This is a genomic window from Paraburkholderia sp. FW306-2-2C-D06C, from assembly GCF_058781505.1.
In genome coordinates, this window is the sequence record NZ_JBYSWU010000047.1 from 41,977 (window position 1) to 68,329 (window position 26,353).

Sequence of the window (26,353 nt, forward strand, 5' to 3'; positions counted from 1 at the left end):
ATTACTCGCGAAGTGGATATTCAGCGCGTGCTGGGGAATACGCTGAAGCGCTCGCCGCGCGATTTGCGTGCCGCGCGACGAGCATGAGAACTTTCGACCACTTTGTGCTTATTGGACACTGCATCCTCGAACGGCACTGTGAGTTATAAATAGAGAGTGCATTTGAAATCTCGTTCTCTCTTAATGACGAGATGCCACCTGAGAAGATCGCTACGTCGCGCCACACCTGTTCGACGTTCCGTACCTTTCAGAATGGCTTCGCTACCTCGTGAGGCAGGGAAGCGAGACGACTAGCGTGAGCGTCGCGTTAGCACAGCGTCTGCGCACACCAATTAGAGTCACTCGGAGTCGCTCCATTCGGGGTCGAAATCGCAAAGTTCGTGTGCATCCAATCTTCCGATCATCATGAGAAAGCCGAAATCTTTGCGACGCGGCAAAGTAATAGAAAGAATTCTGCTATTTGGCGGAAGGCGACTATTTCGTTTGTGATCAACCCGCCATTCCGGGTACGATTTACCCCGGTTGCGGCGGTAAGCGTGAAGAATTTGCCGGATGGCTGCTAATGGCAGTCCTGCCCGGTCGAACGTTTGTCCGGCGCGTGGCGGTAGGTTTTGAACAACGGTGGGTGTCGCAGTTAGATCGTCTCAATCGTTCGTTAAACGTGGCGTGGCGCGCGGATCGGCTTCGCTCGCAAAGGCGGCGCTTGTCCATTGGCTCGCCGCGTTTAACCAAACGTTACCCCTGGCGGTTTAATCGAGCTTTCAAACTGAACGAAGAAGTCACTAGAAAAATTTTTGCTTTGAGGGCTGCGAAATTCAACGCGCTTTGTCTATGCGCACTGACTCATTCGAAACATCCAAAAACGACCATTTGGATTTTTTATCGAGACTTTTTCGACAGTGGACTAAATTCGCAATGATAAAACGACGTCAATTTCTTGGTTGCCTGACGGCTCTCAGCGGAAGTTATCTTTTGAGCGCGTGCGGTGGAAGCTCCGAAGGCGGAAGTAGCAGTAACTCCGGATCCGCCGTCAGTAATGCGACGGCACATGCGAGCACTGCGTCGGCGAGTGGCACGACAATACCGTCGGCGACCTCTATCACCGACAGCACGGGCGCCGTATGGACCTTGGCGCAGGGATCGGTATATCGGAACGGTGCCAAAGCGGGGAATACCTACAATGTGACGCTCGTGCTGTGGTACAGCGGGAGTATTTATCACGAAGGCACCGGAGGTCAGTTCTATTCATGGAACGGCTCCACATGGACCGCCTGCAACGATCCGCGCCTGGGCGGCACTTCTGCCGACGGTACGACGATTCCTTCAGCGCCGTACATTATCGACAAGACGGGTGCGATATGGACTCTCGTCAACGGTGTCATTTATAAGAACGGAGCAACCGTAGGCAACACGTACAACGTATCGCTTGTCCTCTGGTACGGCGGCAAGATCTGGCATAGCGGCACAGGCGGCCAGTTCTACGTGAACGCGGAGGTTTCCCCGCAATGGCTGCCGTGCAAAGATCCCCGCATCGCCACGGCTGCGACAGCGGGCACCTTCTACGGGATGAACGGACATTACGACTACGCGTACACGCCTGGGCAACTCGTCTCGATCCTGAAGGGTCTAGGCTGTACGAGCTACCGCGTCGGCTGCAGCGACGACCCGAATCAGTTGAGTGCCGTGGTGAAACTGGCGCAAGCATTCCAGTCAGCCGGGCTCACGCTGCTTGTGCTGGTCAATCAAGGCGTCTACGACACCAACGGAAGCCTCCTGAATGGCGAGTCTGCCGCTTACAACCGTGGTTTCGCGGCCGGCATGGCGGTTGCCAACGCTCTGAAGCCATACGGCGTCACAATTTACGAATGTGGAAATGAGTTGACACGGCAAAACGCCACGATTCTGGACTTTACCAACGCAGGTACGAAGGCCGTCGATTTCAACAATGCGAACTGGCCGGTCATGCGTGGCGTGATGCGCGGCATGATCGACGGGGTGAAATCAGTCCAGGCCTCCGCAAAGTGCGGCATCAACTTTTGCGTGGCGGATGTTGGCGCGGCTGACGCGTTGTGGGACGGCATGCAGCCCGATGGAAGCGGGGGCTATTCCAAGGTGCGCTGGGACATCACTACCTGGCACAATTACGAAGTGTACGGAGACATTTTCAACATCGGTTCCGATGGGGCGGGTCCCGGCTTTGATTTGCCTACCTATTGCAAGGCAAGATACGGTGTGCCCTTTATCATTTCGGAGTGGAACACGGGCCCTGAGCAAACCCAGGCCTATCGGGCGAATTACATCACCACAAAACTGGGCGAGTTCTATCAGGCAAGAAAGACGCACAACATCCAGTCGGTGATGTACTACGTGCTGGATAGCGGAGACAATACGTTCGGCATTATGAACAACGGTGTCGCACTGAATCCGCCATACAGTGCATTTTCGAGCTTCGTAGCGGGCTATCCTGACAATTAACCCGCCCCGCATTTGTAGCGCAAGATAGACCTGCTCCTGACTCGCCTTGCTAGTCGGGAGCAGGTCGCATGTCCTTGCAAGGTCGCGGACCCGTCCAACGTGGTGCTATTAGCCTCGAGTTCAGGTCAGAAGTCTGCCCCATTCGTAGTCGACGCGGTCGGGGGAAAAAGGCAATACGCCGGCGCCGGGTGTGAACGTCAACTCACCAAAGTAGACCTTGTCATCTGGAGCATATAAGTCGACGCGGACATAGTCGAAGTCTTCGCATAGAGTGGCTGCCGCAGCCAACACCGACTCGAGGTTCTTTGGCCGAGGGGGCGGCGTTGCGCTGCGCTTGTAGTGGCCGATGGCTACGTCAAGATGATTCCAATCAACGTCGTACACATCGCCGCTGGTATCGCCCCCGAATCTATCCGAGATCACCAGAATATAGATGAGCGGTCGTCCCGCTCTGCCGCCGAAGCAATGCACTTTGTAGTCTGCGGGAATCTGGCCACGTTGGTCCAGAAGAAGGTGTTCAAAGAAGATGCGCGGCCTTATTTTCCGGTAGTGCCTCTCCCGTGCAATCGTGTAAAAGTCGGTGGACAACCATTGTGCTGCCAGATGCTGCAATTTTCCGAAGGAGGTCTCCGACTTGTTTCGAACGACTTCGACAAAATTACTGCCGTGGTTTGCCTTCATCACGAAGGAACCCGGGAGTGCGTCGAAGATCTCGCGTGTGAAAATCCCGGGCGCCGCGAGCAGTGGAATGAGATGCTTCTCGCCAAGCTTCGCCGCAATATATTCTCGCACTGAAAGCTTATCGGCCAATGTGACATAGCGTGGGTCGGGCCTGAGGCTCCGTAGCAGGATCTTCTCGTTGAAGGTAGTGGGACGAATGAGGTTTGGATAGCGGCCGACGCATTTATGATGCAGCAGACTCAGGAATAGAGCATCTGGTAGCATCGACTTCGCTGCATTCTTGATTCTTCGCGCGACTGACTCAGGTCTTTTTGGTGAGAGATGAAGCTTATCCGGTGAGAACATCCCTTCGTTTGGCGCAATATCTTCGAACAGATCGGCTCGATTTCGTCGTCGGGCGGCCGAGCCGGCGTGTCTGTCGAATTGCGCGGACTTTTTGTTCTTCATTTTTCCATCCATAACTGATGGTCTTGCCAGACTGCATCTAAAGGTTTAGGCGGCTCAGGGTGTTTCCCGCAATATCTCGCTAACGTTCTCCCAACTTTCGTCATGGGGCAGGCTCCGCTCGCCGAGTTCAAAGCGCTGCTGCGCGCGGAATTGCGTAGGCGACATGCCATATCTTTCCTTGAACAGGCGGCCTAGGCGGTTGCCGTCTCCCATTCCACACCGTCTCGCAATCTTGTCGACTGGTAAGTCGGTATTCCTTAGTATTGTGCGAACGACTTCGAAGCGCGTGCGTAGCAGGTACTCGAGTGGCGTCATGCCGAACTCGAATTTAAAGCGGCGTTGAAAATTGCGCTTGCTCATCGCAGCGGATTCTGCTGCTAGAGCAACCGAAATGGGGTTGCTGTAGTTCTCTTTGATCCATCGCGCCGACTCGCGGATCTTCTCGGTTGTCGTAACGATGCTTGCATCGTCAAACTCAGGCCCGATGTGCTCGACGAACCTTGTGTGCAGCGCGCGGGCGATCCTTCGAGCGGTATCCGTGCTCAGGTCGCGCTCGATCTGTGCAAGAACCACGTCGGTGGGTGTCGCGCCGCGATTCGGCGTTCCACCGAAACAGTCGTCAAAGAGAAAAATCGGCACGGTTGATTGCCGCGGGTTCCTGCAGACGACGGCCAGATTTTTCGCTCCTTGCTGCATACCAAACGATGCAATGGAGCCTTGACGTGTAATCCATGAAAGCAGGCTATCGTTCGATTCCGCTGACACCGTCGCGTCGCGGCAAGCCACAAAGAACGCGTGGAATTCGGCCACGCTGTACCGCTCCAGTCGTTGCGTCCAGATAGAAATGCTGGACGAACTAGTTACCAGGCCACCTTCGTCCGACAACACTGAAAACCTATAGGGAGGCTGCTCGCCTCCTGTCATCCCAAACTGGTTAGCTAGGCGGAAGGCATCTCCGATCGCTCCTGTGGTCGTCAATGAGCATTCCTGAAAAACTAGAAGTCCAATGTGTTTCATAACCTTCAGTCCCGCTTGGTGCATCTTTGATGCAGGGCGTAGAAAAACGAGTGAAAGCAGTCACTTAGTTATGCAAATGGATGCATCACACTACGTAGCAAGCTTATCGTATCGAAACGAGTCGTGCGACCTGTCCAGTTTCGAGGGGTGTTGGCGTAATTGTCAGAATGAATGAAACTATTACCTCTAATTAAACTGAGGAATCTTCGCGTGTTGCTCAATTCATCGGAAACTTTTCCCGCAAATATTTTGCAGGTTGACGACCCGAAGTTGTGCGTGCGTGCGGCCGTCTGCCCCGAGTAGCAAGGAATTGCGGCCCGCGAGCCGCGCCAGAGCAGACGATTGCGCGAGACGAACTGTCACCGCGATAGTGTCACGACTTAAAAATGCGTCGTGTATAACTCTGTTACATCAATTGCAGACCGCAACAACGCTTTCTGACGTCGCGGTATTTGTAACGCGTTCAACGGAATCGGCCAATAGCACCCGAATTTAGGCCGAAGGCGATCCGGTGCCTTTGGTGGGGACTATGCTTCAGTGCAACATGGATGCAAAAGCTGTTGTTGCGAACGCGTCAGTTCCTGAGAGCTGACGCGGAGTAGTTTACTTTTAGGGCGCGTCCAATGCGGTGAGGAGAGCGTGTCAGATCATTGCCTTCTACGAGCATTCGATTGCCTTCTGGACTTCAAGTCATGAAGGTGTAAGGCCCCGGTTGCAGGGAGCCAACCTGCATAGAGAGAGGTACACGCCATATCAGGCGAAACCGTCTTCTCAGCGACCTGTGGGGCCCGCGTTGGATCTTCTTGACGCTGGTCTCCGGTTGTCGCGACACCGCGGCGTCGACATCACCGATGCCAGCCGTTCAATATGTCCCAGCTCGTTCAAAAGTTGGGGCAGCCACTTGTTCGAAAAAAATGGAAGAGACAAATTTTTCTGACTTTCAGTCAGTGTGACTATTGGTAGTACGAATTAACACGAGTTATTGTTGGATGTGTACAAGGAGTTCATATCGTGATGAATGAAGCAATGCGCCTCCGGGCAGATCTGCAATTGCGCCGGAGGTGAAGCGCGCCCTGCATCGTCTGGACTGCGCTCAAGAAGTCCTGAGAGCGGGTCCTAAACCTGATGCGAGCCAGCAGAAACTCCAGGGCGGCGTTGGGCGGGTGCTGCATCCGATTAGGCCAGCGCCGCTTCCAGATTGCGAAACACCGGTGCCGCGGCTCGGTACCGAACCATGACATCGCCCATCGAACTTGGAAGGATCACACCGTTGGATTATTACCCTTCGAATTCGCTCCCCTTTGCCGCCAACGTAGAGCGCAGTCAACTCAGCGTGGGCGGAATGCTCAATCTGATGCGAGACCACGTCTGGGAGATTCTGGCCGCGACGGCGATTGTCTCTATGCTGGCGGTGGGTTATCTGCTTATCGCCACGCCGATCTACTCTGCCGACGTCCTCGTGCGCGTAGATCCGCCAGAACCGAATGCGCTCGGCCTCGCAATACAGAGCCAGGAGGCGCTTCCTCCGCCTGCGCCGTCGCCGGTTACCGAAATGGCCGTCATGCGGACTCGTTCGGTACTGGAGCCGGTGATCGAGAAATACCGGTTCGACGTTACCGTGACGCCGCACAAGATTCCGCTGCTGGGCGATATCGCGGAAAAATTCGCCACCCCTGGTGAGCCGGCTGGAGCATGGTTTGGATTGAAGACGTTCGCATGGGGAGGAGAACGCGTTCAGATCGGTGCGCTGGACGTTCCAAAGGATCTCGAGGAAGAGCAATTGACCTTGATTGCCCTTGTTGGTGGCGCGTATGAGTTGCGTGGTCCTTCTGGTCAGGTTCTGGTCAAAGGGACGGTGGGTGCGACCGCGAAGGGAAACGACGTTTCAATGCTGGTGAAGCAATTGATCGCGCGACCGGGCACGGAATTCAAGGTCATTCGCTGGAATTCAATTGACGCCATCAAGCGCTTTGACAACGTAGTGAAAGTTGGCGATAAGGTTAAGGACTCGGGTCTGCTTCAAATAGAGTATTCGGATACGAGTCGCGACAAGGCCACCGAAGTCGCCGACGCGCTAGGAAAGCAATACCTTTCAGCTGCCGTTGCCAGCCGGCAACTCAACGACACGACCACTCTCGCGTTCATTAACGGCGAGCTTCCCCGTTTGCTCGCGGATCTCAGGAAGTCCGAGGAAGCGCTCAAGCGTTTCAGAGCGACGTCCCAGTCCATGCAGCCGACTACCGAGGCGCAATCCTACCTCCAGGGCGGGCTCGACCTTGATAAGCAAATCGCGGGCCTGCAACTACAGCGTACCCAACTGCTGGAGCGCTTCACGCCCGAGAGCCGCTGGGTGCAGAGCGTCGATAAACAACTCGAGCAGTTGAAAAACGCGAAGGCGGAATTTGACGGCCGTTTTGGCAGCATGCCGGCATCTGAACGCGAAAGCGTCGATCTCGTCCGGGCCCAGAAGGTCGCGGAGACGATTTATCTAGGTATGGTCCAGAAAGCCGAGCAATTGCAGGTGCGGCGTGCGAGCACGACGGGAGGCGCGCATATCGTCGACGCTGCAGTCAGGCCGCACCGGCCCGTCAAGCCGAATCCCGCGCTCGTGCTGCCGGCCGGCGTGGTGCTCGGTATCGTGTCGGGCATCGTCCTGGTTTTCATGCGCCGTCACGTCATGATTGGAGTGACGGATCCGAAATACGTTGAACATCGATTCAGCGTGCCGGTGCTCGGCGAGATTCTATTCAGTCAACAGCAGGTGTTGCTCGACCGTAGCGCCCAGAATGGAGCACGCAAACCACTGCCGACCAGTGGAGGGCGAACTACGTTACCGTTCCAGCGAGCCGCATCCGATATCCGGTTGCAGGGTGGCGCCAATGAGCTGGATCCATCTGGTTCCCTGCGTGCTGATGGCAACAGAGTCCTCGCGGCATGTTTTCCGAACGACCCCTCGGTCGAGGCGCTTCGCACTGTGCGCACCGCGGTGACGCGCGACCTTGCGCACGCGCGCAATAACATCCTGATGGTTATTGGTCCGACGCCGTCTGCCGGAAAGAGCTTTGTTGCGGCGAATCTGGCGATCCTGCATGCCGAGATCGGCTCGCGGGTCGTATTGGTAGACGCCGATATGCGTCGCGGCCACCTCGCGTCGTTTTTCGATCAGAACAACCGCGGCGGTCTCTCCGAAGTTCTCTCTGAGCGGATGGCGTTGCGTCATGCGCTGCGACATACCAGCATAGACGGCCTGTCCTTCCTGTCATGCGGGGCGCGTCCGGAGAACCCCGCCGCGATGCTAATGAGGCCGCGCTTCAAGGATGTACTGGAGCAGCTCGTCAACCAGTTCGACCTGGTAATTGTGGATACGCCTCCGTTTCTCGCCGTCACTGACGCTTCCATCGTTGCCAGTGAGGCCGGCGCATCGCTACTTGTCTTGCGCTCGGGAATGCAAACCGAGCAGGAAATTGCCGACACGGTCAAGAAGTTGGAGCGCGCCGAGGGACGCATGGCAGGTGCGGTCTTCAATGGCATCCCGCTACGGCGTAGTACCCGCTATTACGGGTATCCGACGAACTACGCCAGCGACTTTGGCGATCTCGAACCAACGCTGAAATGACCGGGTCGCAAGCGAGTTGCGACCGGATGTTCTGCAATTCGAAAAACGGAGAACCTGATGGCCTTCGCAATCAACGGAAAGTTCACCTCGCAGCAAATCACCGGTGTTCAAAGAGTTGCCTATGAACTAACGAGAGCCATGCAGATGCGCGCAAATCCTGGCGACGAACTGGAGGTTTTCGTGCCTGAAAACGCCATCGAACCGGGTGCGCTGCTTAAGCATCAAAGGCGCTTTCCGTGGCTGCGCGGCACACTTTGGGAGCAGATTACGCTTCCAATCGCCGCAAGGGGAATGACGCTTCTCAATCTCTGCAATACCAATCCGATCTTCAAGCGCGGACAGGTCGTGATGGTCCACGACATGGCCGTCTATGACGTCCCGCAAGGGTTCTCGAAGAAGTTTCTGCTGTGGTATCGGATCTGCTTTTCCATACTGCCAAGGATGAAGCCGATGATCCTGACGGTATCGACATTTTCAAAAAGACGGATCTGTCATCACTTGAAGATCGATGAGGCACGCGTCGCGGTCGTCCCGCCCGGCGCGGATCATCTGGATCGCGTTGTATCGAATCCCGCGACAGTGAGACGGCTTCATCTTGTGAAGGACGCGTACTGCATCATTGTCGGCAGCCTTGATCCGCGGAAGAATTTGCAATGCGCGTTAGAAGCCATCGATCAGCTCGAGCATTTCGGCGACGTCAAGTTCGTCGTTGTCGGAGGCAAGAATCCGCGTATCTTCAATAGCGAAAGTATTGGGCGAACGGCGCACTCGAAACAGATCGTGTGGACGGGATTTGTTTCAGATGGTGAATTGAAAGCGCTTTATGAGAATGCTGGCTGCCTCGTCTTTCCCTCCCTGTACGAAGGATTCGGGCTGCCGCCGCTCGAGGCGATGTACTGTGGCTGCCCGGTGATCGCCTCTTCGCGTACTTCGATACCGGAAGCGTGTGGGGATGCCGCTATGTATTGCGACGCGAGCTCCGCTCAGGACATCGCCGAAAAGGTTTCGTTGATGATGTCCGACGACGGGCTACGGCAACGCTATCGAACAAAGGGTCTGGTTCATGCACGGGAATATCAGTGGGAGCGCTCGGCGCAGAGAATGCTGGAGATTCTGTATGGCCAAACTGGCACCCGGCTGTCCGAGCTTGCGCCCAGCGCGTCGGTGAGCTAGCGAATGCTGGTGGGCAGGCTTATGTTTCGGACCGGTCGCGGTGCCGGCAGGCGGCGGGCGTTGCGGACACTGGCAGCGCTCGCGGGGGCTGTCTTGCCGATGACGCGAGCGAAGACCTCGTTTGCGCTGCTGGCCGATTCCCGCACGCACGATGCCACCGGGCGCAGGATCACTGAATTGATCGGGACAAACGGCTGGCCCGGATCGGCTAGAGACATTCAGATGTGGCGCGAGATGGGCATCAGCTGGGGGCGCGGCTCTGTGGGACCTGGACAACCTGATTCGCCCGGCGAAGTCATGCGCGTCGACAGGACAGGCTCTGAATTTGACAGCGATCTGCCGTCGGTTCTGATCCGAAACAACCGGAACGGGATCGGATCTCTCCTGTTGCTCGGCTATACGCCTACGTGGAATGCGAGCGTGCCGGGGGACTCGAATTCGGCACCTGTGGATGTGGAGGCGTGGAAACGATATGTCGAAGCGGTCGTCCGCAAGTACTCCGCACCGCCTTATAACCTGCGCTACTTCCAGATCTGGAACGAGGCGGCCGGCAAGCTGTCCGGGGGATTGCCTCAGGCCACGTTCTGGCACGGCCCGGATTTCAACGTCGACAAGAAGCGCTCAGCGCCCTATGAGCGCGCCATGCAGGACTACGTTGAACGAATCCATATCCCGGCGGCACGAATCATCCGCCGTTACGGGGCCTATGTTGTCTACGGTGGATGGCCGGATCGGGGGGGGCTTGCCAATTTCAGCAAATGGCTGGAGTACAGGAGCCCCGTCTTGAAGGAGCGCATGATCGATTGGGTCGACTACCTCGACACGCATTACCTCGCTGTCGCCGATCTCGATTCGCTTTATCAGCAATACGTTAGGAATGGTCCCGCTCGCGGTATATGGCAAACAGAAATCGGTGACGCCTACATGAAGGATGTGCACTATTTGCCGCGCTATTTTTTTGACTTTGCAGTGTGGGCGCTCGATCGGAACTGGACCGACGCGGACAAGTATCTCTCCATGGTCTATCACTGGGATGGCTACGAACCGTTCCGTCTTACACATCGGGGGCCGCCTCACAGGACGTACAACGTATCGGGGAAAAGTCTGATCGTGCTTCGTAAGACCGTTGCCGGCTCGCTTGCAAGTTTTTCGAAACCGTTGAAGTTCGGTACAGGTGTATCTGGAAGTGCACTACTTTCCGGCAAAGACATCGTGCTTCAGTTGAGCGCGGACGCGGGCTGGCGAACGGTCACTGCGTCCGGGATCAAACCGCCGCCGTCGCGCCGTGCAAATGTCGAGTTGATCGACGCACTGACTGGCCTGAGGAGTTCTCGTGACGATGTCAGTCTGACGTGGGAGGGCGAAAACATGAACATTCGATTCAAGGTGCCAAGTCGCGTCAATGGTCCGGATAACGATCCACCGAAGCACCTCGCTTATGTCGTTGTCCATACTCAATCGTAGCAATTCGGACAGGCGGGAGGCGATGCTCAATGGGTGTGCGGGGTGTGCGTCGCGTGCTTGCTGCGGGAATTGTCAGTTTCACTGTCGGCGGATTCACACTGACCGACTCTTTTAGATAGCGTCCAGATACCATGAACCAAGCCACCGTTGTCATCTGCAACTACAACTACGAGCACTATCTGGCCACGGCGATCGACTCTGCGCTCGAGCAGGACCATCCGGGAACACGTGTGATTGTCGTCGACGATGGTTCGACCGACGGGTCGCGCGCAATCATTGAAAGATATGGGGCGCGCATCGTGTCGATTTTCAAGGAAAACGGCGGTCAGGTATCCGCTTACAATCGTGCGATTTCGATTCTCGAGACCGAATATGTGATCTTCCTCGATTCGGATGACGTCCTGTATCCGGGCGCCGTATCCGAAGTGATGCGGATCTTCGATGACGGTGATCGGACGAAGGTGCAGTTTCGCCTGGACGTCATGGACGTGATGGGAAAGCCAACTGGCGCCTATGTGCCGCACACCGAGCCGCCTGCCAATTGCGGCGCGCTATTGCGGGGCGGGTGGCTGTATCCATCGCCGCCCGCGTCGGGAAATGCGTATCGTGTGAGCGCGCTAAAGCACATTTTTCCGGTTCCGGAGGAGAATGTAAATCGCTACGGAGCGGACTTCTACGCCATCTACGGGACGGCTTTATTAGGTCCTGTCGCGACCGTCACGAGATCGCTAGGGGGCTATCGTGTGCATAACTCGGTCGGCTCTACTGCGTCGTTCGCTAACTCGGAGAAAATCTCCAAGGCCCCGAAAGCCTTAAGTATGCGGTGGGCGATATTGAGGGACATTGCACGTTCCCGGCTGCAGATCGAGCTTCCGGTGTCATTTCATGATTTTGCTCATGAGAAGGCTGGCTTCTGCGCGGCCGTTTACGGCGCGCCGCTTTTAACACGGTGGCGCTGGATGTTCCGGGAGTCTCGCGGGTATTTGCATGCGATCGTCGCCAACCCATTCTGGAGTCTAAAGAAGAAGCTCGGCACTCTCGCTTTATCAAGTCTGTGTCTCGTACCGTACTCGCCACTTTCTGACTTTGTGGTTCGTTACATAACCAACCCGCTTGCCCGTCGTCGCACGGTCGAGCACTAAGTCCAGAACGCGTGTCGATCCGGTTCAAAGGGGAACAGCATGGATAAACGAGAGAACGTTAACGTCATTGCGTTTGTCTACGGCGGGTATGTGATGAGATACGTTTATCTCATCATTGTGGTGCCGTTCTACGGCAGGATTCTTGGTGTGGCCGAATATGGTCGCGTCCTGGCGTCGATGTCACTAATGAACGTGATATGGATGCTCGTAAGCTACGGATTCACCTTCGTCGGCATGCGCGAAGTATCGAACGCGAAATCGGCTGAAGAATGCAATGCCATCTACTCCTTGCACGTAAGTGCGCGTCTTTTGCTGGGGCTGGCGGGTGGATGTGTCGGCATTGTTGCCACGATGTGTTCTCCCACATTGGCGGAACGGCCCGTCATCGGTCTGCTGGCGACCCTGCTGGGTATTGTCTCCGCTTTGAATCTCGGGTGGCTGTTTCAGGGGCGTCAGCACTTTCGAACGCCCATCATGATCGAAGTTTCCGGCTTCGCCTTGAGCCTCGTGCTGGTTCTGAATCTGGTGAGAGGGCCGAAGGACTCCGTATGGGTGCTTGGGAGCCTGTTGATCGCAGGCGTGGCATCTCTCGCGATTTCATACGGTCTCACAACCGCTCAACTGGGGTTGCCGCGTCTCAGGTTAGCCGGAATCGTTCCGCTCCTGCGAAGCTCGACAATGCTCTTCTGTTATTCGTCGGGATCGGTCGTCCTCACGGCGTCGTCGACCTACCTGCTGACTCTCTTGTCCACTCCCGCTCAGGTGGGCTACTTCGGCGCCGCCGAACGCTTCGCAACAATCGGGCTCAGCCTGATGGGGCCGGCGTCGCAAGTGTTCATTCCCACGATTTCCCGGCAACTCGCGCAAGGAGACAGGGACGGTGCGCACGCCACTACCCGGCGAGGCGCAACGTTGCTGATGGGTTATGGACTATTGATTCTATGCGGCGCGCTAACGTTGTCGCCTTTCCTGCTGCCTTTGATACTGGGTGCCGCCTTCGAGCCGAGCGCTCGCGTACTTCAGTGTTTCGCGTGGATGTTCCCGTTCGCTGCGTTTAACGAATTCGCCGCGTTCTACGTGTTCGTGCCGCGGAAGAAGGACCGGCTGCTTGCCGTCGTCGGAGTCGTGTCGGGTCTCGCCAATCTTGCCGCGGCACTTTTCCTCGCGCCTCGATATGGCGCAATTGGAATGGCATTCGCGCGGGTGATTGGTGAAGCAACGCTATCGGCATTGCTGATGGGCACCATGATTCGCCTGGAACTGTTTGGCCTGGTGCCGGGCGCCAAACGGGCGGTTGGGATGGTTCGGCTTGCATGGGGCGCACGGACTCAGGCGGGCACCGCAAAGGACGAGTGAATCATGTTTGTCGAACACGTAGGGTTTCGATCCTAATCTCACAGGAGGTCGAAGTGAAAGTCGCCATTGTTCACGATTGGCTAGTCGTTTCGGGTGGGGCAGAGAAGGTCCTGAAGAACATCATCGAATGCTTTCCGAAAGCGGACGTCTTCGCGATTGTGGATTTTATGGAAGATCGCGAGTGCCTGCAGGGCAAATCCGTCGAGACTTCATTTATCCAGAAGCTGCCCTTTGCCCGCAATCGTTACCGCGCATACCTGCCTTTGATGCCGATCGCCATCGAACAAGTCGACCTGTCCGGTTACGATCTCGTCATTTCCAGCTCGCACGCGGTCGCGAAGGGTGTTCTCACCGGACCGAACCAGGTGCATGTCAGCTACGTTCATTCGCCTATTCGCTATGCCTGGGACTTGCAGCATCAATACCTCAGGGAGTCGCATCTGGCGAGGGGGCTCAAATCCGCGATGGCGCGCGTTCTGCTTCACTACATCCGGGGCTGGGATTCGCGCTCGGCGAACGGAGTCGATCACCTCGTCGCGAATTCGCAATTCATCGCCCGGCGGATCCGGAAAGCGTACCAACGTGAAGCGACGGTCATTTACCCACCGGTCGATTTGAAAAACATGACGATGTGCACGCAGAAGGACGACTTTTACGTTACGGCGTCGCGCATGGTGCCCTATAAGCGTATCGATCTGATCGTGCGGACCTTCTCGCAGACACCTGAGCGCCGGCTTGTGGTGATCGGAGACGGACCCGAGATGAAAAAGATCAAATCCATTGCCGGGGAAAACGTGACGATCCTGGGTCATCAATCGTCGGAAGTCCTTGTCGACCATTTACGGCGAGCCCGCGCGTTTGTGTTTGCGGCTGAGGAGGACTTCGGTATCTCGGTGGTGGAAGCTCAAGCATGTGGAACGCCGGTCATCGCGTTCGGCAGGGGCGGTGCGCTCGAGTCCGTTGTTGGTCTGCCGCTTGAAAGACCGACCGGCGTTTTCTTCGGGGAGCAGACGCCGGAAGCACTGCTGGAGGCGGTCATCCGATTTGAACACAATGCCAATCTGTTTGATCCGCGGCAATGTCGCAGGAACGCAGAGCGATTTTCGTCTGAGAACTTCAAGGCGGCGTTGACGAATTTTATCGATTCCCGCATTCCATACGGCCACGTCGAACAGTTTCTTCCGAATCGGGTCAGCGAACAGGTGCTCACTGAGGAGCGTCATCTTGCCGACGTGGCTTCGTGAGAATGGACGCGATAGGCGATTCGACCGAGGCGGGCGAGGACAGAGGGCGTATGGCTGCGGAGTTCCGGCGAGCGCGTCTCAATGAGATGTTGCAGCGGCGCTTTGTGTCCATAGGCGAGCGTCGCGACAAGCAGAAGGCTGATGGTCGACCAGATAGGCCGGAAGCGCTCAAACTGGATGCCAGTAGTAGCCCGTAAGAATATCGCGGCCACAAGTACGCCTAAAACCCAGCCGGTGACCACTTCGGGCAGCGAATGCGAGTGGCCCACGACTCGGGAAATGCCGGTCAGGAGCCCAATGGCCATGCCGGCGACGATGCCTGGTATCGGAGGTTGACGCCACCACTTCAATTGAAGGGTGATCGTCACAATCCATACTGAAGTCGACAGCATGGTGTGTCCGCTAACGACGCGGAAATCCGAGCTCGGGATGGATAGGCCCCACCCGGCGTAGATGATCTTGGTTGCGCCAACCAGAGCCATGCCGGCGGCCAGTGCGCCGATCCATCGGCATGCCAGGCGGACATCGAATAGCGCGATCCAGCCGGCGCAGATAGCGGCCACGGGTAGCGTGATGGCGGCGTCGCCCAGGTTGGTGAACACGGTCCACATAGGATTCTCTCTTCTTCGCTGATCTTCAGCTGACACAGCGAGACTGATGCGCAACCTGTTCGCGCCGTATCAGACCGGCGCGAACAGGCTGTCAGGATGGGATACGCCCGCGTGGCCCGTGCCGATACTGTTCAGGCGCGATTGCGGTGATTGACCGCGAGGCCAGTAACAGGGAGATGACGAGAGAAAGAATCAGAACATTCGATGGCGAGACTAGCCGATGTTCTGTCGCCGCCATCACAAGAAGGCAAACAGACGATATCTCGACAAATCTGAAGGCGGCGAAGTTCCGTCCTTGTGCAATCAGTGCGGCCGCGGCCGCACCTTGCTTGCTCCACTCAACCAGTTTCCAGTAGAAACTCAGCATCAGAAAGAGGCCGATCACGCCGAGTTCCGCGAGAATGTTCAGGTAGGAGTTGTGAGCATGGGAGTCGCTATGTTCGATGACAACATCTGAAGGTATGCCCAGGAGGTTGAAGTAGGAGACTACGCTGCCGATATGGTCGTCGAACGAACCGAAACCGAGCCCGACGATTGGGCTTTGCAGGAAGTAAGTAAGAGCCCGCGGCCACAGCCATTCATATCGAATGTCCAGATTGGCGACTTTGGCATCCTGATTGTGAATGGAGAAGGTATAGCCCATGTAGTCGACCGTCGGGTCGGTATGGTAGACCGCCATCGCAATGGAGCCCACGACGAGGCAGGCCATCAAGGTCGCCAGTATCCAGCGTTTGCGGCCGAAGTAGAGATAGGGAAGGATTGCAAGGGCACCCAGCAATGACCCTCTGCTATACGTGGAGAAGAGCATCAGTGCGTTGATGCCAAGCTGCGCCAGAAGCAGGTTGCTTCGCTTCTGCAGGTAGCATGCCACGCCCAGGCAAAACAGCATGGCAAAGAAGCCTCCCGCCGCGTTACGAGCGATGAAGAAGCTGCCGAAACTGTCGTCCGGATGGGTGAAAATGCTCAGCAACCCGGTCTCCAGAATGTAGTAAGCGTAAAGCGGTATGTTGATTGCCACCGCGAACACGAAAAACGCACGGAGAACTTTGTTCAGGTCCCAGCGGTGCGCGTAGAGGCAACCGGCAAAAATGGGTGCATACGAGATGAAGAAATTACCGTCGCGCCGATAGAAGTCAAACTCGGTGAATGATCGAGGGTCGTAAAGCAATGTCGAGACCACCGCCAGAAGCATGAACGCGGTGAGCGGTGTGATGAATGCAGGATAGCTTCTTCCGAAGAAACGCCATGAGCAGAAGACGAGGGGTACGAACCCCACCGCGCTAACGGGTACCAGATTGGTGACAGTCAGGAATAGCGCAAATAACGATATGTAAGCCATTGCGGGTTCCATAAACGAACATCAGACAGCCTTTGACGACCAGCCTGTGCCATAAAAAATACGCGAGAGATCCGACACAGCACGCCAGAACTGTGCTGACTATGGACAACATCGGAATCCTACCTTTGTGATTGCGACAACGCCGCGTTCATACGAAGGTACCACGTGTAGAAGTTGATTTCCAAGTTGCCCGTCATTTGTCGGAGCGGAAAGCAGGGGTATTCGCTGCGTTTGGCGCATGGGTCCGACATGCGTGGCCAAAACCTCAACGGTTCGCGCCAGAAATGCCGTGCTGCAGCGTATCGCGTCTATGATTTATCACATCGAGTACAGCCGTTGCGGCCTCTGCTCGCCAGCAGAACGTCGACGTGTGTCGTTCATTTTGCTTGCGATGGAGTCGCGGTCTGTCCATGGCAGCGGTGACGGGCACGGATCGAAATCGATCCGCCGTTACCGCGTTGGTCCTCTGCTGCCTCAGACGGAACGGCTGGTCATGTCCGTTGACACGGACGTCGTGTCACTAATCAAGTGAAGAGACATCGGCGCAGGAATTGCTCTCGGGCGTGAACATGAGCGTCCGGGATCGGGCTGCATTGAAGAGGAGTTTTGAATGAGCAAGGTAACGGTTGGGGCAGGCGAGACAGATATTGCGATTATCAATGAAGCGTTCGTGGATAGTCCGCGACTCGTGCAAGTGATTCTCGCCGGCGGATCCGGGACTCGCCTGTGGCCAGTGTCGCGCGAGCAGTTTCCCAAGCAGCTGATCGGCGTGATCGACAACCAGACTTTGCTGCAAGCCACGATGGGTCGGATGAAAGGCTTTGCCGGCAAGTGGGATGTCGCGCCGGAACCCGTGATCGTTTGTGGCGCGGAGCATTACTTTGTCACTTGCGAACAGGCTCGCGAAAGCGGGATGAATGCGCACATCGTGGTGGAGCCAACTCGCCGGGATACCGCGCCCGCTCTAACTCTGGCTGCGCTGACCACATGCAGTGATGGTCGGGACGCCATATTGGTCGCTATGCCCGCAGACCATGCTATTACGGATCTGGCAGCGCTTCATGATGCGATCGCTGTCGCAGCCGGCTATGCGCAAGCCGGCGCGATCGCGACGCTCGGTGTTCCGCCGAGCCGCGCCGACACTGGCTTCGGTTATATCCGCCTGGGCAGCGCGTTGCGCGATGGTGCTTATCAGATCGAGCGTTTCGTGGAGAAACCCGCCGCGGAACTTGCTGCTCAATATGTCGACGCTGGCAATTACTGGTGGAACAGCGGCATGTTCGTGGTTCGTTCGTCGGTATGGCTTGCCGCCATCGAGCGCTTCCAGCCAGAGATGTACGCCGCTTGTGTTCAAGCCTATGAAAGCGCCCGGAAAGCAGATGGTTGCGTCGTCCCCGATGAGGTGGAGTTCCAGCGATCGCCATCCGATTCGATTGATTATGCGGTCATGGAACATCTTGGCAAGCCCGACTCTCCGTGCATGGGAGTAGTCGTGCCGCTTGAAGCGGGTTGGTCCGATCTCGGCTCCTGGGATGCGGTCTGGGAGGCGATGGAAAAGGATGAGTCAGGTAATGCATCGAGCGGTCGCGTGTTGTTCGAAGGGGCAACGGCAACTTACGCGCGCTCTCAAGGCGGAAGGCTGCTGGCGTGTGTCGGCACCAACGACCTGGTCGTGGTGGAGACTGACGACGCCGTGCTCGTCGCCGACCGCTCGCACGTGCAGGACATCAAGGGCCTCGTGTCGCGCATCAAGCGGGACAAGTCTCCCGAAGCCGACGCGCACAGAAAGGTCCGCCGGCCCTGGGGCTTCTACGATTCGATCGATCACGGCGACCGTTTCCAGGTCAAGCGAATCGTCGTGAATCCTGGCGCGCGCCTGTCTTTGCAAATGCATCACCACCGCGCCGAGCATTGGGTCGTCGTGAGCGGAACAGCGCTCGTCACTCGCGGAGAAGAACAGTTCCTTCTGGGAGAGAACGAATCGGCGTACATCCCGCTGGGTGTGCGTCACCGTCTCGAGAATCCCGGGTGGGTCCCGCTTCAGATCATCGAGGTTCAATCGGGAACCTATCTTGGCGAAGACGACATCGTGAGATTCGACGACAAATATGGGCGGTGCGGCTAACCGGCCGTGGCGGACTCGTGCGCGCTCCTGGAGGACTGCAATGCGATTGATTACAGGTTTACTGGCGAGATTGTTCGACGTTGCGATGATTTTGGCGGGTGCCTTCGTGGCCTCGCAATTCCGCTTCGACGATGTCTCGCAGCGAAGTTTCTATCTGGCGTTTGTAGCGTTCGCGGCGGCGTTTTCGCTTGCCGTGTTCCCGGCGCTCGGTGTTTACGAATCATGGCGCGGCCGTTCCAAGAGAGCGCTTGTAGGGCACGTCGCACTCGGCTGGCTAGTCGTGCAAGCCTGTGCAATGGCGTTGATGTTCTCGCTACACTGCATCGACTTCGTCTCTCGTCTCTGGTTTGCGTATTGGACCGGCATTTCCGGCGCTGCGATGATGGCCGGGCGGATGATCTCGCATGTCCTGCTCGGGCGCGTGAGAAACGCCGGGCTGGATTTGCAGCAAGTTGCGGTTGCCGCATGCGGGGAACACTGCGACGAGATTATTCGCAAGATGGAAGCGGCGCCCGCAGCCGGCTTCCGTCCAAAGGCGCTCTATAACCTGCGGCCTGGCAACACGGCCAGAATCTCGGCGAGGACCACGGCCAGGACCACGACGTCCGTGCAGGTTTTTGAAGATCATGCGGCGTTCGCCCGGTACGTTCGCGAACAGAACATCGGTGAAGTCTGGTTGGCGTTGCCGCTGACCGAAGAGCGCGCGATTCTCAAGCTTGTCGACGAGTTTCGCAATGACCTGATCAACATCCGTTTCATGCCCGATGTGCGTGCGTTGGCACTTTTTGAAGGAGGCGTAACAGACCTGCTGGGCTTTCCGACGATCAACCTGGCTGCATCGCCGTTGCCGCCCAATGCGATGGTGAAGAAGGAGCTATTCGATCGTCTTTTTGCGCTGGCTGCATTGCTCGCAGTGTCGCCAATCCTGCTTGTATGTGCGATCGCAGTGAAGTTGAGTTCACGCGGACCGGTATTCTTCAAGCAATCCCGGAAAGGGGCCGACGGGCGGGTCTTCACGATTTACAAATTTCGCACGATGCGCCTGCATGAGCAGAAGCAGGGAATTCTCGAACAGGCCACGCGCGGCGACCCACGTATCACTCCCGTGGGTGGATTCCTTCGCCGCACCAGCCTGGATGAATTGCCCCAATTCTTCAACGTGCTACGCGGCGACATGTCGGTGGTCGGACCGCGTCCTCACGCGCTTGAACACGACGATCTCTATCAGAACATTGTTTTGGGTTACATCCATCGCTATCGCATCAAGCCTGGCATCACCGGATGGGCGCAGATAAATGGCTTCCGCGGCGAAACGGATCGCATTGAGAAGATGGAGGGCCGTGTAGCACACGATCTGTATTACCTCCGGAACTGGTCATTCAGGCTTGATGTGAAGATCATCTTTGCGACTGTATTCAAAGGGCTGCATCATCCTAACGCCTACTGATGCCTTAGATTGAGGCCCCGGGTCGAGCACGCGGGGAAAATCCGCACTGACAATGGCAACCTGCTTCATTGCGTCATGAGGCCTGTTTGAAATGGGACAAACTTTGCTCAAGCTGGAGGGATCAGAGGTCGGCGACTTGGGAGCCGTACGGAGTCTGGAAGTGGGCGAAAGGCTGTGGTGCGTCCATATCGAAGGCCTTAACGACTTCATTGCCACCCGTTCTCAGGAGGCGGCTCTGCGGGAGGCGTTGGCCATCAACGCGTATCTGGACAGGTTCGAGGACGGCCAGCGCGGGACGGTCGCGCGAGCTGCGGTAGTCGTCGAATGGCCGCATACACCGGCGGGTCATGCGCGTTCTCTGGATGAGGACTGGGAGGATCTGCAACATATGGTGCACAGACAACCGGACGCCAAGGCGCGCAGGAGCGTATTGAGCAACATAGCGCGACGGGTTAAAGAACTTATACAACGGACGGCGCGCGGTATTTGATCGCGGTATTTGATCAATAACCGCCCTCAACTGCAACGACACCTCTTCACCCGGCTTGCCCAAGCGCATCGATCGCGGAACCCAGGCAAGCGGAAAACTGCTCGATCGCGCGTTGCTGATGTTGTGTGCCTCGCTGCACGAGGCCGATTTCACGGTTGAACGTGTCTTCTCCCAAAGACAGCGCGACGACATTCTCCGGCAAGTGAAGCGCGGCAGCCTCGGGAACCAGCGAAATTCCCACGCCGTGCGAGACGAGCCCCACGATCCCCTGCAGTTCATCCAGTTCGACCACGTCGTGCACCGTGACCCGGATCCTTCTCAGGAAACGATCGACGAGCCGGCCACCGAAGGAATTCCGGTCGTACCTCACAAAGGGTTCCGTCTTGAGCAGCGTGCGCCATGGCTGATCCGCCAGCTCGCGGGGAACCAGCAGCGCAAAGGCTTCGGTAATCAAGGTGCGCCACTGCAACTCGGCGGGCAACGCGAATGGCGGTTTGATGATCACCGCGATATCCACCTCGCCCGAGTCCACCTGCGTCAGCAGATTGAGCGACACGCCGGGAACGACGCGAATTCTCCATCCGGGCGAATGCTGACGGAACTGCTGAATCGCGCTGATGAGAAACGACGCTTGCGCCGATGCAATGGCGCCGATGCGCAGGATGCCCGAGCGCTCCGCGTCGCCGCCTTTCTCCGCCAGCCGCGCGTAAGCGGACAAGACATCTTCGGCCAGTTTGACCGTTTGTTTGCCGGCCTCGTTGAGCGTCGCGGAGCGGCCCGTCCGATCGAAGAGCGCGAAACCAAGGTCTTCTTCCAGCCGTTGAATTTGCGCGGAGACGGCCGATTGCGTCAGCCCGATATGCGAGCCGGCGCTCGCAAAGGTGCCGTAGCGCACGACAGCCAGGAAGGTCTTCAGCTCTCGCATCATGGGTCGATTGATTCGATCGATTGATCGAAATTATTGTTGCTGAGGGTAAAAATATATCGCTTTTTCGCTATTTTTGTCATCCCTAGACTGCTTCTCATGGTGTGGCCTCCGGGTCGTTCCAGCACGGCGGGATGGCGCGGTTGCGCGCCCGTCGCCGGCTCAATCATTCAACTTATATCGGTCCGACCATGAGCGACACGACTGCCGTCATCTCTCCTTTTCACCTCGCATTTCCGGTTCACAGCATCTCCGCGGCGCGCGAATTCTATGGCGATCTGCTGGGCTGTCCGGAAGGCCGCAGCGCCGCCGACTGGGTGGACTTCAATTTTTACGGTCATCAGATCGTGGCCCATCTGGCGCCGGGAGAAGCCGGTCACCGCACGACCAGTGCAGTAGACGGCGACGCCGTGCCGGTCCGGCACTTCGGCGTCGTGCTGCCGATGGAGCAGTGGCACGCTGCGTCGAACAGGCTGAGCGCGGCCGGCATCGACTTCATCATCGAGCCTCACATCCGTTTCAAGGGCGAAGTGGGCGAACAGGCCACGATGTTCTTCCTCGACCCGTCGGGCAACGCGCTCGAAATCAAGGCGTTTGCCAATATCGAGTCGCTGTTCGCGAAGTAAGCGTTCAGCCGCATATTCACTTCCCGAATGACGGCGCGGCTCATTGCGCCGCGCATCGCGCCGCTCATTGCGTCGAATCTGCCCCGCAGCCGGATCATGTCCCATGAAAAGCGAACCTGTCCTGCCGGAAGCTGTGCCTGAGAGTTCATGGTCGCTCTTTCCGTCGGGCGAGAGCCTGCTGATCATCGAGGTGGCAGGAAGCGGCCGCGTCGAGCAGAACCGCCGGGCGCGAGACTTCGCGGCGCGCGTGGCGGCCGCGCAGCTCGACTTTGTGATCGACATCGCGCCCGCCATGACGACTGTCGGCATTCACTACGCGCCGTCGCGAGTGCCGCTCTCGCATGAAACGCAAGCCCCTTACGACGCGCTGGCGAAGGTGGTGGCCGGCCTGCTGGAAAGCGCATCCGAGGCGCAGCGCGAGTCGGCGCGCGTCGTCGAGATTCCCGTGTGCTACGGCGGGGAACATGGGCCGGATCTCGACGAAGTGGCCCGCTCGTGCGGTCTCGCCACCGGCGAAATCATCGCGCTGCACAGTGATTCGCTGGTGGACGTGATGCTGCTCGGCTTCGCACCGGGACACCCGTACATCGGCATGTTCGACGAACGCCTGTCGCCGGCCCGGCGCGCGACACCTCGCACGGCGGTCGCGCCCGGCTCCATCGGTCTCGCCAACCGGCAAACCGTCATCTATCCGATGACGCTGCCGGGCGGCTGGAATCTGATCGGCCGCACGCCATGCCGGATGTTCGATCCGTCGCGCGATACGCCGTGTCTGGTGAACGCGGGCGACCGGATCCGCTTCATGCCGATCACGCCGGAGCAGTTCCAGGCCTATGAATCGGCAAGCCGGGATGCGGGAGCCGCGCGATGAGCATCGAAGTCATCAAGCCGGGTGCGTTGAGCACGTTTCAGGATCTCGGCCGCGTGGGCCATCAGCATCTCGGCATTCCGGTCAACGGCGTGATGGATGAACGGGCGCACCGGCTGGCCAATGCGCTGGTGGGCAACGCGCCCACTGTGCCGACACTCGAAATCACGTTGATGGGACCGACGCTCAGGTTTCACGAGAAGGCGACGATTGCGTTCTGTGGCGGGAATCTCGACTGCCAGCTCGACGGACAGCCGCTCTTCAGCGATTGCTCCCTGGAGGTGCCGGCGGGCTGCGAAATATCGTTCGGCACTCGTCATGCAGGGCTGCGTACGTATTTCGCGGTGCGCGGCGGCTTTTCGATCGAGCCGGTCATGGGCAGCGCGAGCACGTTCGCACGCGGCGGTTACGGTGGGCACGCCGGCCGGCCTTTGAAGAAGGGCGACATGCTGTTCACTCAGGAAAGCTTCGCGTGCCGTAGCGTCTCGCTCTCTCCAGAAACGGTGTTTTCGGAAGACGTGCTGTTATCGAATGACGCGCCGATCAGAATCACGCCTGGGCGCGAATGGCGCTACTTCACGGCGGACGCGAGGCGGGCTCTCGAGCGCGAGACGTACCAGATCACGGCGCAGTCCGACCGCATGGGTTATCGCCTGCAAGGCCCGGCGCTCAGCCTCGTTGCGCCTCGGGAAGTGGTGTCCGAGGCCGTGGGCTTCGGCGCGATCCAGGTGCCCGCCGATGGTCAGCCGATCATTCTGATGGCGGACCGCCAGACGACCGGCGGCTATCCGAAGATCGCGCACGTATGCGCTGTCGACTTGCCGCGCCTTGCCCAGCGGATACCCGGAGACGATGTGCGCTTCGAGCTGGTCGATCTTGCGGAGGCACAGCGCCTGTTGCTGTCCCAGGAGCGAAGTTTTGCGCAGCTCGCGCAATGGTGCCGTGCGTGATCGTCGCGATCTGAAGCGCGATTTCCGCAGCGATTTCAACCCCGACCGCAACGCCGACTTCAACCCCGGCCTCGGCGGGACGTAGTCCATCTTTCATCCTCACAACGGAACGCAAAATGCCCCACGTCCCAACCGCCACCTTCGACGCAGACATTCCGCCTGCGCCCCTCTCGACCCAACACGTCGCTCGCAAGGCAGCCACTGCCGCGGCTGTCGGAACCGCGATCGAATACTACGAATTCGGCGTGTACGGTTACATGGCCGCGGTAATCGGGCCGCTGTTTTTCCCGTCTGACAATCCGACTGCCGCGCTGCTCTCGATCCTGGCGATCTTCGGCAGTGCGTTCCTCATGCGGCCAGTGGGCGGAATCGTGCTGGGGCGTCTCGGCGACAAGCTCGGGCGCCGCGCCATCCTGCTAGTGACGGTGATCGGAATGGGTATTGCGACCGCTGTCGTCGGCTTGCTGCCGACCGCGGCGAGCGCAGGTGTCTTCGCGCCGGCGGCGCTTCTGGTCGTGCGTCTCGCGCAGGGATTTTTCTCGGGCGCGGAAGTGACCGGTGCAGCTGCTTATGTCGCTGAATCCGCGCCTCGCGGACGCCGCGGATTTTACGGCGCGTTCACTCCGGTCGGTGTCGCATTGGGCGGCGCGCTTGCCGCGGCAGTCTGCGGGTTGACCACCGCGGTCATCAGCTCGTCGCAGTTGCACGACTGGGGCTGGCGGATTCCCTTCCTCGCGGCGGTTCCGCTCGTGCTGATATCGGCTTATGTGCGCAAACGGGTCGAAGAGTCGGTGGCATTCAAGAAGACTCTCGAACACAGCGAGCCGCTCAAGGCGCCGTTCAAGGAAGTCTTCGCGCACCATCGCGCGGCCATGCTGAGGGTCTTCCTGATTTCGTTCGGACAGAACGCCGGCTACTGGGTGGGCTTCGTCTTCATGAACATCTACATGACCACCTACCTGAAATACGACAAGGCGAGCGTCTACTGGATCATGTCGATCGTCAGCATGTCGATGGCCGTGCTGATGCCGGTGTGGGGCGGACTGTCCGACCGCATCGGCCGCCGCCGCGTGCTGGCGATCGGTTTTGCCGGATACATCGTGCTGGTGTTCCCGATGATGATGCTCATGAACCACCAGAATCTCGCTCTCGCTTTCCTCGCGATGTTTATCGTCGCGCTGCCGATGCCCGTCGTTCAATCGGTTGGATATCCGACCTATGCCGAGCAATTCCCGACGCGGGTCCGTTACACCGGGATGGCCTTCAGCTTCAATTTCGGCACCATTCTCGGCGGCGGCGTGACGCCTTACCTTGCGACCGCGATGATCGGCAAGACCGGCAACCTGCTGAGTCCCGCGTTCCTGCTCGTCGGTGCGGCGGCAATCGGTTTGTTGACGCTGACCAGGACGCGCGAAACGGCGGATGCCTCCTTGCAGTAAAGGCCGATCCGCCGGACGAAATTCAACCCAATATCAACCCGCTCCGGCTTGCAGAGCTTGTCATGAACCAGGCAATCAGCGAAACGCCGCGAGGCAATATCCTGCCCGGCTGGGCGGCCACGCCTCGCGCTGCGAGAGCACGCATTCGTGCGGGCTTCAACGGCAACACGAGCGGCATGGCGCCCGGCTTTGCGCAGGGAAACCTCGTGATTCTGCCGCAGTCGTGGGCCGGCGATTTCATCGGGTACTGCCGCGCCAATCCCACGCCTTGTCCGCTCATCGGCATGACCGAGGCCGGCAGCAGTCTTGTGCCGATGCTGGGCGATGACGTCGACCTGCGCACCGACATTCCGCGCTATCGGGTCTGGCGCGATGGCGCTCTCGTGGAGGAACGGGACGATATCTCCGCAATCTGGCAGGAGGACTTCGTGGGTTTCGTGCTCGGTTGTTCGCTATCGTTCGAGCACGCTCTGGAATCGGCGGGGTTGCGTGTGCGGCACGTGGACGAAGGCAAGGTCGTTCCAATGTACCGCACCTCCATTCAGACGAAACCCGTTGGCGCTTTTCGCGGACCGATGGTCGTGTCGATGCGGCCGTATACGCCGGCCGAGGCAGCGATCGCCTACGAGGTTTGCCGGCCGTTGCCAGGTGCGCACGGTGCGCCGGTCCATATGGGCGATCCGGCGCTGATCGGCATCGCGAACGTGGACGTGCCCGATGAGGGCGAGCCGACGGAAATCCGCGCCGGCGAGATCCCGGTTTTCTGGGGTTGCGGCGTCACGCCTCAGGCTGCGGCGGTGGAAGCGCGGCCGCCGATATGCATCACTCATGCCCCCGGGTACATGCTGGTTTGCGATGTCAGGACCGAGGATCTGACGCTGATTCGGTAAGATCGGCGCCAACGCCAACGCCAACGCC

General features: G+C 58.2%; 21 protein-coding genes. 16 read left to right on the forward strand and 5 right to left on the reverse strand.

Features of this window, described 5'->3' with window-relative positions; genetic code table 11:
• Window positions 1–460 precede the first annotated feature (460 nt).
• Together AC3WLT_RS28080 and AC3WLT_RS28085 are read left to right on the forward strand one after the other, a co-directional pair.
• Window positions 461–919 carry a hypothetical protein gene (locus AC3WLT_RS28080; protein ID WP_492594927.1) on the forward strand — a complete coding sequence of 153 codons (459 nt, stop codon included), beginning with the start codon at window positions 461–463 and terminating at the stop codon, window positions 917–919.
• Window positions 916–2,475, forward strand: a complete 1,560-nt coding sequence (locus AC3WLT_RS28085) for a hypothetical protein (RefSeq protein ID WP_492594928.1) — start codon at window positions 916–918, stop codon at window positions 2,473–2,475. The genes AC3WLT_RS28080 and AC3WLT_RS28085 overlap by 4 nt, the downstream gene beginning before the upstream one ends.
• A 120-nt stretch (window positions 2,476–2,595) precedes the next feature.
• Here AC3WLT_RS28085 and AC3WLT_RS28090 read toward each other — a convergent pair whose 3' ends face one another.
• Window positions 2,596–3,501: an ATP-grasp fold amidoligase family protein gene (locus AC3WLT_RS28090; RefSeq protein WP_492594946.1), complete on the reverse strand. Its 906-nt coding sequence runs from the start codon at window positions 3,499–3,501 to the stop codon at window positions 2,596–2,598.
• 156 nt (window positions 3,502–3,657) lie between these two features.
• Window positions 3,658–4,413, reverse strand: coding sequence for a helix-turn-helix domain-containing protein (locus AC3WLT_RS28095; RefSeq protein ID WP_492594929.1), 756 nt, complete (start codon window positions 4,411–4,413; stop codon window positions 3,658–3,660).
• A 1,549-nt stretch (window positions 4,414–5,962) separates the two neighbouring features.
• Between AC3WLT_RS28095 and AC3WLT_RS28100 the strand changes: the two genes are divergently transcribed.
• The 6 genes from AC3WLT_RS28100 (at window position 5,963) to AC3WLT_RS28125 (ending at window position 14,615) form a co-directional block, all read left to right on the forward strand.
• A complete protein-coding gene (locus AC3WLT_RS28100) occupies window positions 5,963–8,236 on the forward strand; it encodes a polysaccharide biosynthesis tyrosine autokinase (RefSeq protein WP_492594947.1) in 2,274 nt (757 codons plus the stop codon).
• A gap of 57 nt (window positions 8,237–8,293) precedes the next feature.
• A complete protein-coding gene (locus AC3WLT_RS28105; RefSeq protein WP_492594930.1) occupies window positions 8,294–9,409 on the forward strand; it encodes a glycosyltransferase family 4 protein in 1,116 nt (371 codons plus the stop codon).
• A gap of 21 nt (window positions 9,410–9,430) precedes the next feature.
• Window positions 9,431–10,873, forward strand: coding sequence for a hypothetical protein (locus tag AC3WLT_RS28110; RefSeq protein WP_492594948.1), 1,443 nt, complete (start codon window positions 9,431–9,433; stop codon window positions 10,871–10,873).
• Window positions 10,874–11,004: 131 nt separating this feature from the next.
• The gene (locus AC3WLT_RS28115; protein WP_492594931.1) at window positions 11,005–12,015 is read left to right on the forward strand and encodes a glycosyltransferase family A protein; all 1,011 of its coding nucleotides are present in this window, start codon (window positions 11,005–11,007) and stop codon (window positions 12,013–12,015) included.
• A gap of 39 nt (window positions 12,016–12,054) precedes the next feature.
• The gene (locus AC3WLT_RS28120; protein ID WP_492594932.1) at window positions 12,055–13,371 is read left to right on the forward strand and encodes a lipopolysaccharide biosynthesis protein; all 1,317 of its coding nucleotides are present in this window, start codon (window positions 12,055–12,057) and stop codon (window positions 13,369–13,371) included.
• A 53-nt stretch (window positions 13,372–13,424) separates the two neighbouring features.
• Window positions 13,425–14,615, forward strand: coding sequence for a glycosyltransferase family 4 protein (locus tag AC3WLT_RS28125; protein ID WP_492594933.1), 1,191 nt, complete (start codon window positions 13,425–13,427; stop codon window positions 14,613–14,615).
• Here AC3WLT_RS28125 and AC3WLT_RS28130 read toward each other — a convergent pair.
• Together AC3WLT_RS28130 and AC3WLT_RS28135 are read right to left on the reverse strand one after the other, a co-directional pair.
• Window positions 14,591–15,226 carry a phosphatase PAP2 family protein gene (locus tag AC3WLT_RS28130; protein ID WP_492594934.1) on the reverse strand — a complete coding sequence of 212 codons (636 nt, stop codon included), beginning with the start codon at window positions 15,224–15,226 and terminating at the stop codon, window positions 14,591–14,593. The genes AC3WLT_RS28125 and AC3WLT_RS28130 overlap by 25 nt on opposite strands.
• Before the next feature lie 91 nt (window positions 15,227–15,317).
• The gene (locus AC3WLT_RS28135) at window positions 15,318–16,565 is read right to left on the reverse strand and encodes an O-antigen ligase family protein (RefSeq protein WP_492594935.1); all 1,248 of its coding nucleotides are present in this window, start codon (window positions 16,563–16,565) and stop codon (window positions 15,318–15,320) included.
• A gap of 610 nt (window positions 16,566–17,175) precedes the next feature.
• Between AC3WLT_RS28135 and AC3WLT_RS28140 the strand changes: the two genes are divergently transcribed.
• The 3 genes from AC3WLT_RS28140 (at window position 17,176) to AC3WLT_RS28150 (ending at window position 20,627) form a co-directional block, all read left to right on the forward strand.
• On the forward strand, window positions 17,176–18,690 hold the full coding sequence (locus tag AC3WLT_RS28140; RefSeq protein ID WP_492594936.1) for a mannose-1-phosphate guanylyltransferase/mannose-6-phosphate isomerase: 1,515 nt from the start codon (window positions 17,176–17,178) through the stop codon (window positions 18,688–18,690).
• Window positions 18,691–18,730: 40 nt separating this feature from the next.
• A complete protein-coding gene (locus AC3WLT_RS28145) occupies window positions 18,731–20,137 on the forward strand; it encodes an undecaprenyl-phosphate glucose phosphotransferase (protein WP_492594937.1) in 1,407 nt (468 codons plus the stop codon).
• 91 nt (window positions 20,138–20,228) lie between these two features.
• The gene (locus AC3WLT_RS28150; RefSeq protein WP_492594938.1) at window positions 20,229–20,627 is read left to right on the forward strand and encodes a hypothetical protein; all 399 of its coding nucleotides are present in this window, start codon (window positions 20,229–20,231) and stop codon (window positions 20,625–20,627) included.
• Between the two features lie 46 nt (window positions 20,628–20,673).
• Here the strand turns inward: AC3WLT_RS28150 and AC3WLT_RS28155 are convergent, their stop codons facing one another.
• On the reverse strand, window positions 20,674–21,555 hold the full coding sequence (locus AC3WLT_RS28155; protein WP_492594939.1) for a LysR family transcriptional regulator: 882 nt from the start codon (window positions 21,553–21,555) through the stop codon (window positions 20,674–20,676).
• A gap of 188 nt (window positions 21,556–21,743) precedes the next feature.
• Here AC3WLT_RS28155 and AC3WLT_RS28160 point away from each other — a divergent pair, with 188 nt between their 5' ends.
• The 5 genes from AC3WLT_RS28160 to AC3WLT_RS28180 all read left to right on the forward strand — a co-directional run bounded on the left by AC3WLT_RS28160 (window position 21,744) and on the right by AC3WLT_RS28180 (window position 26,325).
• A complete protein-coding gene (locus tag AC3WLT_RS28160) occupies window positions 21,744–22,178 on the forward strand; it encodes a VOC family protein (protein WP_492594940.1) in 435 nt (144 codons plus the stop codon).
• A gap of 103 nt (window positions 22,179–22,281) precedes the next feature.
• The gene (pxpB, locus tag AC3WLT_RS28165; protein WP_492594941.1) at window positions 22,282–23,049 is read left to right on the forward strand and encodes a 5-oxoprolinase subunit PxpB; all 768 of its coding nucleotides are present in this window, start codon (window positions 22,282–22,284) and stop codon (window positions 23,047–23,049) included.
• Entirely contained in the window at window positions 23,046–23,996 is a 951-nt protein-coding gene (locus AC3WLT_RS28170) for a 5-oxoprolinase subunit C family protein (RefSeq protein WP_492594942.1), read from the forward strand. Before pxpB ends, AC3WLT_RS28170 begins: the two co-directional genes overlap by 4 nt.
• A 116-nt stretch (window positions 23,997–24,112) precedes the next feature.
• Entirely contained in the window at window positions 24,113–25,435 is a 1,323-nt protein-coding gene (locus AC3WLT_RS28175) for an MFS transporter (RefSeq protein ID WP_492594943.1), read from the forward strand.
• A 62-nt stretch (window positions 25,436–25,497) separates the two neighbouring features.
• Window positions 25,498–26,325, forward strand: coding sequence for a putative hydro-lyase (locus AC3WLT_RS28180; RefSeq protein WP_492594944.1), 828 nt, complete (start codon window positions 25,498–25,500; stop codon window positions 26,323–26,325).
• The last annotated feature ends 28 nt before the right edge of the window (window positions 26,326–26,353 follow it).

Bases quoted from the DNA above. Each gene is read 5' to 3' on its own strand.
- AC3WLT_RS28120 (WP_492594932.1), top strand. From the start codon at position 12,055: ATGGATAAACGAGAGAACGTTAACGTCATTGCGTTTGTCTACGGCGGG.
- AC3WLT_RS28085 (WP_492594928.1), top strand. From the start codon at position 916: ATGATAAAACGACGTCAATTTCTTGGTTGCCTGACGGCTCTCAGCGGA.
- AC3WLT_RS28160 (WP_492594940.1), top strand. From the start codon at position 21,744: ATGAGCGACACGACTGCCGTCATCTCTCCTTTTCACCTCGCATTTCCG.
- pxpB (WP_492594941.1), top strand. From the start codon at position 22,282: ATGAAAAGCGAACCTGTCCTGCCGGAAGCTGTGCCTGAGAGTTCATGG.
- AC3WLT_RS28130 (WP_492594934.1), bottom strand. From the start codon at position 15,226: ATGTGGACCGTGTTCACCAACCTGGGCGACGCCGCCATCACGCTACCC.
- AC3WLT_RS28110 (WP_492594948.1), top strand. From the start codon at position 9,431: ATGTTTCGGACCGGTCGCGGTGCCGGCAGGCGGCGGGCGTTGCGGACA.
- AC3WLT_RS28135 (WP_492594935.1), bottom strand. From the start codon at position 16,565: ATGGCTTACATATCGTTATTTGCGCTATTCCTGACTGTCACCAATCTG.
- AC3WLT_RS28115 (WP_492594931.1), top strand. From the start codon at position 11,005: ATGAACCAAGCCACCGTTGTCATCTGCAACTACAACTACGAGCACTAT.
- AC3WLT_RS28100 (WP_492594947.1), top strand. From the start codon at position 5,963: ATGCTCAATCTGATGCGAGACCACGTCTGGGAGATTCTGGCCGCGACG.
- AC3WLT_RS28150 (WP_492594938.1), top strand. From the start codon at position 20,229: ATGGGACAAACTTTGCTCAAGCTGGAGGGATCAGAGGTCGGCGACTTG.
- AC3WLT_RS28105 (WP_492594930.1), top strand. From the start codon at position 8,294: ATGGCCTTCGCAATCAACGGAAAGTTCACCTCGCAGCAAATCACCGGT.
- AC3WLT_RS28145 (WP_492594937.1), top strand. From the start codon at position 18,731: ATGCGATTGATTACAGGTTTACTGGCGAGATTGTTCGACGTTGCGATG.
- AC3WLT_RS28140 (WP_492594936.1), top strand. From the start codon at position 17,176: ATGAGCAAGGTAACGGTTGGGGCAGGCGAGACAGATATTGCGATTATC.
- AC3WLT_RS28170 (WP_492594942.1), top strand. From the start codon at position 23,046: ATGAGCATCGAAGTCATCAAGCCGGGTGCGTTGAGCACGTTTCAGGAT.
- AC3WLT_RS28180 (WP_492594944.1), top strand. From the start codon at position 25,498: ATGAACCAGGCAATCAGCGAAACGCCGCGAGGCAATATCCTGCCCGGC.
- AC3WLT_RS28090 (WP_492594946.1), bottom strand. From the start codon at position 3,501: ATGTTCTCACCGGATAAGCTTCATCTCTCACCAAAAAGACCTGAGTCA.
- AC3WLT_RS28155 (WP_492594939.1), bottom strand. From the start codon at position 21,555: ATGATGCGAGAGCTGAAGACCTTCCTGGCTGTCGTGCGCTACGGCACC.
- AC3WLT_RS28175 (WP_492594943.1), top strand. From the start codon at position 24,113: ATGCCCCACGTCCCAACCGCCACCTTCGACGCAGACATTCCGCCTGCG.